At 70.0% G+C, this 9,153-nt stretch carries 10 protein-coding genes; 9 read left to right on the top strand and 1 reads right to left on the bottom strand.

The genetic code is table 11. From position 1 onward, the window contains the following. The first annotated feature begins 208 nt into the window (after nucleotides 1-208). From ACIQ2L_RS13640 to ACIQ2L_RS13610, 7 genes are all read left to right on the top strand, one after another. Nucleotides 209-655 (top strand): low molecular weight protein-tyrosine-phosphatase, encoded by a 447-nt coding sequence (locus ACIQ2L_RS13640; protein WP_396159759.1) that lies wholly within the window; start codon nucleotides 209-211, stop codon nucleotides 653-655. A 72-nt stretch (nucleotides 656-727) separates the two neighbouring features. Next, on the top strand, nucleotides 728-1,288 hold the full coding sequence (locus tag ACIQ2L_RS13635) for an ECF-type sigma factor (RefSeq protein ID WP_396159757.1): 561 nt from the start codon (nucleotides 728-730) through the stop codon (nucleotides 1,286-1,288). 184 nt (nucleotides 1,289-1,472) lie between these two features. Further along, nucleotides 1,473-1,685, top strand: a complete 213-nt coding sequence (locus ACIQ2L_RS13630; protein WP_396159755.1) for a hypothetical protein — start codon at nucleotides 1,473-1,475, stop codon at nucleotides 1,683-1,685. A gap of 79 nt (nucleotides 1,686-1,764) precedes the next feature. Further along, on the top strand, nucleotides 1,765-2,154 hold the full coding sequence (locus ACIQ2L_RS13625) for a UrcA family protein (protein ID WP_396159751.1): 390 nt from the start codon (nucleotides 1,765-1,767) through the stop codon (nucleotides 2,152-2,154). A 66-nt stretch (nucleotides 2,155-2,220) separates the two neighbouring features. Further along, entirely contained in the window at nucleotides 2,221-5,103 is a 2,883-nt protein-coding gene (locus tag ACIQ2L_RS13620) for a protein kinase (RefSeq protein WP_396159748.1), read from the top strand. Between the two features lie 117 nt (nucleotides 5,104-5,220). After that, nucleotides 5,221-5,430, top strand: a complete 210-nt coding sequence (locus ACIQ2L_RS13615) for a hypothetical protein (protein ID WP_396159746.1) — start codon at nucleotides 5,221-5,223, stop codon at nucleotides 5,428-5,430. A gap of 106 nt (nucleotides 5,431-5,536) precedes the next feature. After that, on the top strand, nucleotides 5,537-6,148 hold the full coding sequence (locus ACIQ2L_RS13610) for a nitroreductase (protein ID WP_396159744.1): 612 nt from the start codon (nucleotides 5,537-5,539) through the stop codon (nucleotides 6,146-6,148). Between the two features lie 16 nt (nucleotides 6,149-6,164). On the opposite strand, the gene rraA is transcribed toward ACIQ2L_RS13610, so the two are convergent. After that, complete coding sequence (rraA, locus tag ACIQ2L_RS13605) at nucleotides 6,165-6,674, bottom strand: ribonuclease E activity regulator RraA (RefSeq protein ID WP_396159741.1); 510 nt, start codon at nucleotides 6,672-6,674, stop codon at nucleotides 6,165-6,167. A gap of 145 nt (nucleotides 6,675-6,819) precedes the next feature. On the opposite strand from rraA, the gene ACIQ2L_RS13600 reads away from it, so the two are divergent. Together ACIQ2L_RS13600 and ACIQ2L_RS13595 are read left to right on the top strand one after the other, a co-directional pair. Next, nucleotides 6,820-7,371 carry an HD domain-containing protein gene (locus ACIQ2L_RS13600; protein WP_396159739.1) on the top strand — a complete coding sequence of 184 codons (552 nt, stop codon included), beginning with the start codon at nucleotides 6,820-6,822 and terminating at the stop codon, nucleotides 7,369-7,371. Between the two features lie 58 nt (nucleotides 7,372-7,429). Continuing rightward, nucleotides 7,430-8,938 (top strand): YHYH protein, encoded by a 1,509-nt coding sequence (locus ACIQ2L_RS13595; protein WP_396159738.1) that lies wholly within the window; start codon nucleotides 7,430-7,432, stop codon nucleotides 8,936-8,938. Nucleotides 8,939-9,153: the final 215 nt, after the last annotated feature.

The following is a 9,153-nucleotide window of genomic DNA, read 5'->3' as shown; positions in this document are numbered from 1 at the left end:
CGCAGCGCGCCGAGTTCCGCGCCGCGACCGCGCCGCTGCGCGATTGGTATTCCGCGCGCTATCCGGGCGACTGGCTGCGCCGTGTCGATGATGCGGTCGCCGCCTGCGAGGCGAGCGCCGCCCCGCCGGCCGCCGCCGCGACGGCCCGGGCGGCGCCGGGCATCGAACCGACGACCTGAAGGACCACCTGAAGAAGGAGAAGACCGACGTGAGAGTGCTGTTCGTGGATGCAGGTAACTATTGCCGTTCTCCGGTGGCCGAGATCGTGGCACGGGCCCTCGCGACGCGGGCCGGGGCGACGGGATGGACCTTCTCGTCGGCGGGCCTCAAGGACAAGCACGCCGGCGACTCGGCCGATCCGCGCTCGATCGCCGCTTGCGCTGCCCGCGGCTACGACCTGACCGCTTTCCGCTGTCGCGAGATCACGGCGGCGGACTTCGCCGCGCACGATCTGGTCCTCGCCATGGACCGCGACAACGCCGCGCAGCTCGAGGCGCGGCGGCCGCCGGGCAGCGCCGTGCCCATCCGCCTGTTCCTCGACGACCGCGAGGTGCCGGATCCGTACTACGGGGGCGATGACGGCTTCGAGGCGATGATGGCGCAGGTCGAGGAGGGCGTGCGCGCGCTGCTCGGCGGGGGTGGACGCGGGGGCTGATCCCCTGCGGAGCGGAGCGGGTCCCCGGGTCCCAAGGGGTTCCGGTCGCGGATTTGGGCTATATTCGGTCGCATGGGAGACATCACCGTACTGCTCGGCCGTGCCCGCGACGGCGATCGGGGGGCGTTCGACGGCTTGTTCGACGCGCTTTACCCCGACCTGCGCCGCATCGCCCATGCGCGGCTCGCTGCGCACCAGCGCAACACCATGCTCAACACCACCGTGTTGGTGCACGAGTGCTTCCTGAAGTTCACGGCGGCCGACCGCCTGACCCCCAGGGACCGCGCGCACTTCCTCGCCTACGGCTCGCAGATGATGCGCTCGATCATCGTCGACGTGGCGCGCGCCCGGCAGGCCGAGCGACGCGGCGGTGACGCGGCGCACACCACGCTCAACACCGATGTCCGCGACCGCGTGCCCGCGGGCGAGGACGAGATCATGGACGTGCACGAGGCGCTCGAGCAGCTCTCCGGGCTCGATGCGCGCCTCGCCAAGGTCGTGGAGATGCGCTACTTCGGCGGCCTGCGCGAGGCCGAGATCGCGGAGGCGCTGGGCGTCACCGAGCGCACCGTCCGCCGCGACTGGGAGAAGGCGCGGCTGCTGCTGGCTGCAGCGCTGCGCACGCAGCAGTAGCTGCGGTGCGCGGCGTGTGCCGCGCGTCCGGCATCCGGTCGGTGCGGCTGTGGGCCGCTTTTTTTCCGCCATCGTGTCCGGTCGCATCGGGTCGTTCCGTATTCTTCGGTAAGCAGGTGATTCGTGCCCTTCGGGTGAATCGCCGCACAAGCAACGCCGTATTTCAAAGAATCGGAGGTCCGATATGCCGCTACTTCCTCGTCTTCTGCCCCAGTGGCCCGTGATCAACGGTCTGCTCGACCAGGCTCTCGACCTCGCGCCCGAAGCGCGTCAGCGTTGGCTCGACGGTCTCGTCGCAGAGGATCTCGCCGTGCGCGCGACGCTTCGCCAACTGCTCGACGTGCAGTGCGGCATCGAGTCCGGCGCCTTCCTCGACCGCCTGCCGAAGGTGGCGTGACGACTGACGCTGCGGATGCGGGTTGCGATGTCCGCTTTCGCGGTCGTTTCCCGTATATGAGGGTGGGACGCCGTTCCTCATGGCGCTGACCGAGGGGTTGATGACCCGACGCTCGATCCGGTCGATGACCGCCAGCATCCGTCGCCCGCACTTCCGCGGCGGCGCACCCGCCACCGTCGCTGTTCTCTTGGGTCTCGCTGCCGCCAGTCTCTTCGCGACCGGCTTCGACAGACCCGACCCGACGCCCGACGGCGTCACCATCCCTTACGGCGACCTCGATCTCAGCACCATCGAGGGCGCCTTGGAACTCGAACGCCGGCTGGTCGAGGCGGCGAGCGCGGTCTGCGCGGGGCTCGACTCTGCTGCGGTCCCGCCCGGCGCCCTTGAGCGCTGTCGCATGGACGCCGTGGGCGGGGCTATACTCATTCTTCGTCGGCCGCCTTCCGCGGCCGCCTTGGTGTCGAGTTGACCAGCGTGGCGGTCTGTCGCGGGTGATATCCCCGCGCCGTCAGCGCTCCGCGACGGACGGCGATCCTTGAAACTGCTCTCCGATCTTTCCGAGCAATGGGCGGTCATCAACCGGCTCCTCGACGAGGCGCTGGAACTCGACCCGTCCGAGCATGAGGCGTGGCTCGAGCGACTTGCTCCTGAACATCACGGCCTGAAGGCCACGTTGCGCGGCCTGCTGGCGGCGCAGGCGGGCATCCAGACCCGTACTTTCCTCGACACGCTGCCGAAGATGTCCGAGCCCGCGACGGACCTCAAGGCCGGCGACGAGATCGGGCCCTACCGCATCCTCGAGCGCATCGGCAGCGGCGGACAAGGATCGGTCTGGCTGGCGCAACGCGCCGATGGCCAGCTCAAGCGCAAGCTGGCGCTGAAACTCCCGCGGCTGGCCTGGGCCGAGGGCCTGGCCGTGCGCATGGAGCGCGAGCGCGACATCCTCGGTGCGCTCGACCACCCGTACATCGCCCGGCTCTACGATGCCGGCGTCGACCAGCGCGGCCGGCCGTTCCTCGCCATCGAGTACGTCGAGGGCGTCAGCCTCGACCGGTTCTGCGACGACGGGCGGCTCGACGTGCGCGCGCGCATCGCGCTGTTCATGAAGATCCTGGAGGCCGTGCAGTACGCGCACACCGCGCTGGTGGTGCACCGCGACCTGAAACCGGCGAACGTGATCGTCAACGTCCGCGGCGAGCCCAAGCTGCTCGACTTCGGCGTCTCGTCGCTGATGGAGCAGGTGGGCGCGGAGGGCGCTGACCTCGAGGATGCGGCGGCGCAGACCGCGGCCCGCGCCATGACGCCGCGCTATGCGAGCCCCGAGCAGATGCAGGGCCAGCGCCTCGGTGTCGGGTCCGACGTCTACTCGCTCGGCGTGATGCTCCACGAGCTGCTGAGCGGCTGCTCGCCGTACGCGATCGCGCGCGGCTCGGTGCGGGACTACGAAGAGGCCATCCTCCAGGGTCGGGTGCGGGCGCCCAGCCGTTCCGCGATCGAGGAGCAGGCGGCTGAGGCCCGTGACACGACGCCCAAGCGCCTCGCCCGGCAGTTGCAGGGCGACCTGGATGCGATCGTGCTCAAGGCGTTGGCGCGCGACCCGCGCGAGCGCTACGGCACCGTGGTGGCCCTGCACGACGACCTGCGGCGATGGATGACCGGGCGTGCGGTGCAGGCGCGGCCACCCTCGGCATGGGTGAGCCTGCGCAAGTTCCTGCTGCGCAACCGCTGGATCGCCAGCGGCGTGACGGCCGCGGTGACCGCCGTGGCGGTGGCGGGCCTGGTGGCGGTGCAGCAAGCCAAGGTGGCGCGGGAGGAGGCGCGGCGCGCCAACGCCACCCGCGATTTCGTGATGGGCATCTTCAACGACGCCAATCCTGCGCTGCATGGCGGGCGCGACGTCAGCGTGCGCGAACTGCTGTCGGCCAATGAGGACAAGCTGATCGACCGTCTGGACGGTGACCCGGCGCTGCAGGCCGACGTGCTGCACTCGGTCGCCCAGGTCTGGGACCGTTTCGGGGACGTGGGCCGCGTCGTCGAGATCCACGGCAAGCGCGCGATGCTGCTCGACGGGCACGGAGCCTCGTCCGACGAGATCGCCTCGGCGTTGCTCGAGCAGGGACAGGCGCTGGCGGTGGTGGGTCGGCTCGAGGGCATCCCGCCGCTGCTCGACCGGGTGCGCGAGGTGACACCCATCGAGCAGATGCCCGATGGGCTGCGCGACCGCTACGAGTTCCTGCGCGGTTGGTTGGCGCTGAACGTCGGCGACCGCCGGGTCGCGCAGGCCCATTTCACCCGCGCGCTGGAGGCAGCGCGCCGCAGCGGCGACGTCGCCTCGCAGGTGCGCGCGCTCTATGGACGCAGCGCGGGCGAGACCTTCGTCAACCGGGTCGCCCCCGACCGCGACCGCGAGGCCGCGTTGCGCGACCATCGCGAGGCCGTGCGGCTGCTCGAAGGGGCGTCGCTCGACCGCTTGCAGCGTTACGACCAGATGGGCCAGTTGCTCGGCAACCTGTTCTGGCTCGGCGAGTGGCGCGAGGGGTGGCCGCTGTTGCGCACGCAGATGGCCGAGGGGGACGCGCTGTTCGGGGAGTTCGCCGACGCGTCAGCTTCGCTGCAGTTCTTCCATACGGCTTATCTTTGGCGGCTCGGGCGGGCGCAGGAGGCGCTCGATTGGTTGGCGGCGCGCGAGCGGTATCGCCGCAGCCGGGCCGACGGTGGCGCAGGGCAGGGTCCGCAGTCATCGCGCGAGGCAGCGATGGAGTCGCGTCTCTGGATGGCGCTCGGCAGGCCGGATGAGGCCCGCGCGCCGCTCCAGCGTTGGCGCCGATCCGTCGTCGAGGACCCTGCACCGGTCGACATGCTGGGGATCCCGAGAAGGCGGGCGAAGCCACCGACGATGCGCGTCGATCCCACGCCGAACGACCTGCTGCGCATCGGGGTCGCCGAACTCGAGTGGGCGCAGCTCTTCGCCGGACCCGACGAGGTGCTGCGGGCCCTTTCCGAGAATCCGTGGTCCTCGCTCGCAGGGGACCACGACAGCGAGTGGCCGCTGTACCCGGTCTGGCATCGGGGCCTCGCCCTCGAACGAATAGGGGACCGCGCGAGCGCCGTGCCGCTGTTGGAGGCGGCGATCCGCAAGGCGCAGGATGTCTTCGGCGTCGGACACCCGCGGGTCGCACTCGTCCGGATGTCCCTGGTTTTCGTCAAATGGCGGGGCGGCTGGGCCGAGGAGAGAGCGGGGCGCGCGAGCTTGGTGGAGCAGATGGCCGGGGTGGTCTCCGACCTCGAGCGAGCCATGCCGCCCGGGGCACCCGCGTTGCGTGAAGCGGCCGTCTTTTTGGCACATCTTCGTGGCGCGCCCGCCACAGAAGACGACTTGAAGCGTTGGAGGAACCCTCAAGCCACCTTCTTCCCCTAAAAATCCCCCCTCCAACGGGGCGCCCGTGTCCGGTTCTGGCTGGGCAGTCCGTATCCTAGAGTGCTGATTGACTAAATCCGTGATTACGGTCACATCAAAACTTCAGGAGACGCCCCCATGGCCACCCGCAACACCGCTTCCCGCATCGCCACCGTCGCCGCCGTCGCCATCGCGTCCATGGGTGCGTCCCTCGCGAATGCAGCCACCTGGGGTGAGCCGACCGCGCGCGGTGCTTCGGTCATTGTCTTCGTGATCGGCGGCAAGGCCTTCGCCTTCCAGATGACGTCCGTGTTCTCGCCCATCCTGCAGGAAGGCGGCGCGGGCTGATCCACGGCCTTATCGCCCGGCCTGCCGCCGTCTCCGGCGGGCCGGGCGGTCATCCGGTATCCTCTGTCTGTCGGTACGTCCAGACAGGCAGAGGCTCTCCGAAAAGATGACGACCCCAGAGACTCCGCCAGAGCCCCCCGCAAGACTCCGTCCGACCGACCGGTCCGACACCGTCCTGGCGATCATCGCGGCGCGCCGCTCCACCAAGAAGTTCGCTGAGCAGCCGCCGACGCGCGCCCAGCTCGAGGCTTTGCTGCAGTCGGCAGCATGCGCCCCCGACCACGGCAAACTCGCGCCCTGGCGTTTCACCATCCTGCAAGGCCCGTCGCGTGGGCTGTTCGCCGATGCGCTCGCCGAGTCCTTGCGGCAGCGCATGCCCGAGGTGGCCGATGAGGCTGTGCTGCGCGAGCGCGAGAAGGCGTTCCGGTCCCCGGTGCTGGTGGTGGTATCGGCCCATGCGGAGCCGCACCCCAAAGTCCCCGAGGTCGAGCAGTGGGTGGCGGTCGGTGCTGCGGTGCAGAACCTGTGGCTGGCGGCGGTCGCCATGGGTCTCGGTGCCGCCTGGAAGACCGGCAATGCCGCTTACGATCCCGTCGTGAAGCGCGCGCTCGGTATCCCCGAGACCGACGCCATCATCGGTTTCCTGCATGTCGGCTCGCCGGTCGCGAGCGCCCCGCCGCGCGAGATCGAGTTCGACAGCCGCACACGCTGGCTGTAGCCACGCGCAGGCGACATCACTGCAACGGCGTCGCGCTCACGATGATCCCGTTCTCGTCGGCGTACAGCCACTCGCCCGGGCGGAACGTGACGCCGGCGAAGGTCACGGCCACCTCGAGTTCGCCGATGCCCTTCTGCCGCGGTCGGGTCGGGCAGGCCGCGAGCGCACGGACCGCCACCGGCATGTCGCGCAGGTTCTCGACATCGCGGGCTGCGCCGTGCACGACGATGCCCGCCCAGCCGTGCTGCAGCAGCAGCGCGCCGAGCTTGTCGCCGACCAGCGCGTGGCGCAGCGAGCCGCCGCCGTCGACCACCATCACCCGACCCTCGCCTGCGGTCGACAGCGTCTGCCGAAGCAGAAGGTTGTCCTCGTGGCAACGCAAGGTGGCGATGCGGCCATGGAACGCGCGCAGGCCGCCGAAGTCTCGGAACACCGGTTCGACGGTGCGCGCAAGCGCAGGGTGGTCGTCGGAGAGGTCGCAGATGCTGCGGATCATGGCGGCTGCCTCGGGTTCTGTGGTATCCAATCGCCCTGATTATGCGCCGAGGCGCGCGGGGGAACGACGATGATCCTGATCACGGGCGCGACCGGCCGTACGGGCGGCGAGGCCGCGCGCGATTTGGCGGCGCGCGTCATGGGACGTCCCGCGACCACGCCGGCGCAGTTCATCCATGATCACCGTGCCGTCTTCACGCCCTGAGGCCGTCGGCCTGCTGCTGCGCGCCGCGCGCTTCGCCGCCTGGAAGCACCGCGACCAGCGCCGCAAGGGCCAGCGCGCCGAACCATACATCAACCATCCGCTCGAGCTCGCGCATGTGTTGTGGTTCGAGGGCGGGGTGCGTGACGAGGTGACGCTGGCCGCGGCGCTGTTGCACGATACCCTCGAGGACACCCAGACCTCCGTCCAGGAACTGCAGGGCGAGTTCGGCGAGGAGATCGCTTCGATCGTGCTGGAGGTGAGCGACGAGGCGTCGCTCCACTGGCGCGTCCGCAAGAAGCTGCAGGTCACGCGCGCGAAGATCGCGACGCCGCGTGCGCGGCTCGTCAAGCTCGCCGACAAGATCTGCAACCTGCGTTCCATGATCTCGAGCCCGCCGCAGCGCTGGTCCATCGAGCGCCGCCGCGCCTATTTCGACTGGGCGCGCGAGGTGGTCGACCAGTTGCGCGGCACGAATCCGTTGCTCGAAGAGCGTTTCGACCATGTCTTCCGGCAGCGGCCATAGGTCGGGCGCGCTAGAATCCGCTCCTGTCCGAGACCCTAAGAAACCTAAGGACTCCGCCATGACCCGCCCATCGCTGCGCTGCCCCGTCCGGATCCCGGCCTTGCTCACGCTCGCCCTGCTGGCCGCGTGCAACGGTGGCGGTGGCGGCGGCAACCTGCCGCCCGCGCCCCCGGGGGCGCCGTCGATCGGCGGGGCGACCGCCGGTGACGGCAGCATCGCCGTGTCGTTCTCGCCGCCGGCTTCGGTGGGCAGCTCGCCCATCGTGAACCACGTCGCGACCTGCACCGCGCCCGGCTCCACGCGCTCGCAGAGCGGCGTGACGAGCCCGATCACGATGAGCGGCCTCACCAATGGCGTCACCTATACCTGCTCCGTGGTGGCGACCAACTCGTTCGGCGCAGGCCCGGCCTCCGCCACGGTCACTGCCACCCCGCGCGGCGTGCCTGGCGCACCGACCATCGGCACGGCGATCCCGGGCAACACGAGCGCGACCGTCTCGTTCACCCCGCCGTCGGCGAACGGCGGTTCGCCCATCACCGGATATACGGTCAGCTGCGCCGGCGGTGGCACCACCCGTACGGCGAGCGGCACGTCCAGTCCGCTCACGGTCACGGGGCTCGTCAACGGCACCTCTTATCTTTGCTCGGCCCAGGCGAACAGTGCGGTGGGTGCCGGGCCGGCCTCGGGGCAGGTGTCGGTGACGCCGCGCGCCGGCGGTCAGGCCACCAGCACGGACGGCGTGCTGTGCACGTTCCTGGTCTCGGAGACGAACCCGCAGCTCGGGCTCAACGCCAGCGCCATCTGGAGCTGCAACCCGACCCGTGCCGTGGTCCGCAACGGCATCCCGAACCACCCGATCGGCAACTTCCCGAACGCGGACAACCCCTATTCGATCGTCGCGCAGAACTCCGTCGCCACCCTGTCCTTGGCGCCGGCGATCGCGGGCGATGGCAGCTTCGTCGGCGGGGCGTCGACCTCGGGCTTCGCCCTCAACGGCGTGAAGTTCGCCTTCGGCACGCGCGGACGTTGCGAGGTGGCCGCCGCGACCGTCAACTGCAACCCGAACGGCGGCATCGGGGCTTGGGCGATGGAAGCGATCGGATCGACCGCCTTCCGGTTCGGGGTCGATGACAGCAACGGCAACGTCGATCCGGGCACGACGCCGGGCACGACGGGCGAGTACCGCTATCTCGGCCTGCCCAACGGTCTCATCGCCAAGCTCGGCGGCGGGACGGGGATCCGGCTCGTCGGCTGGGCGATCGACGGGTTCCCGATCTATGCACGCTATGGCCACAGCGTCGCCACCGACGCTTCGTCGGCCATCAAGGAATTGGTGCCCGGATACCGCCTGAAGGCCGCAGCGGACCTCGGTCGGCCACCGGTCGCGCAGTACCCGCTCGGGTCGTTCGAGCAGGACTACGAGTTCGTGCCCGGCCTTGGCGACCTCGACCGTTGCAACGGCCGGACCGGCGTCACGCCGGAGTTCCCGAACGGCATCTATCATTATGTGATAACCGCGGCCTTCCCGCAGGGGCCACGCTGCATCCGGGGTACGGCTTCGCCCTGAGGGCCCGTCCGGCCTGAAACCCGTCCGGCCTAAGGATTGGCGCATTCCGGCCGACACGGTATATCGTGTCGGGAGCACTCCTTTGCCGCCGTCCGTCCCGTCCACATCCATCTCCCAGGGGGTCCTCGCATGGCGACGTCGCTGTCGAACGCATCGCAGGCCGCGCCGTCCCTGCGCCTCGCGTCGGTGTTGGCGCTGGCCTTGGCCGTGTCGAC

This window comes from Flavobacterium sp., assembly GCF_044369455.1.
Lineage (GTDB): Bacteria > Bacteroidota > Bacteroidia > Flavobacteriales > Flavobacteriaceae > Flavobacterium.
Note: the sequence above shows the minus strand (reverse complement) of the source record. Positions and strands in the feature narration are given on the sequence as shown.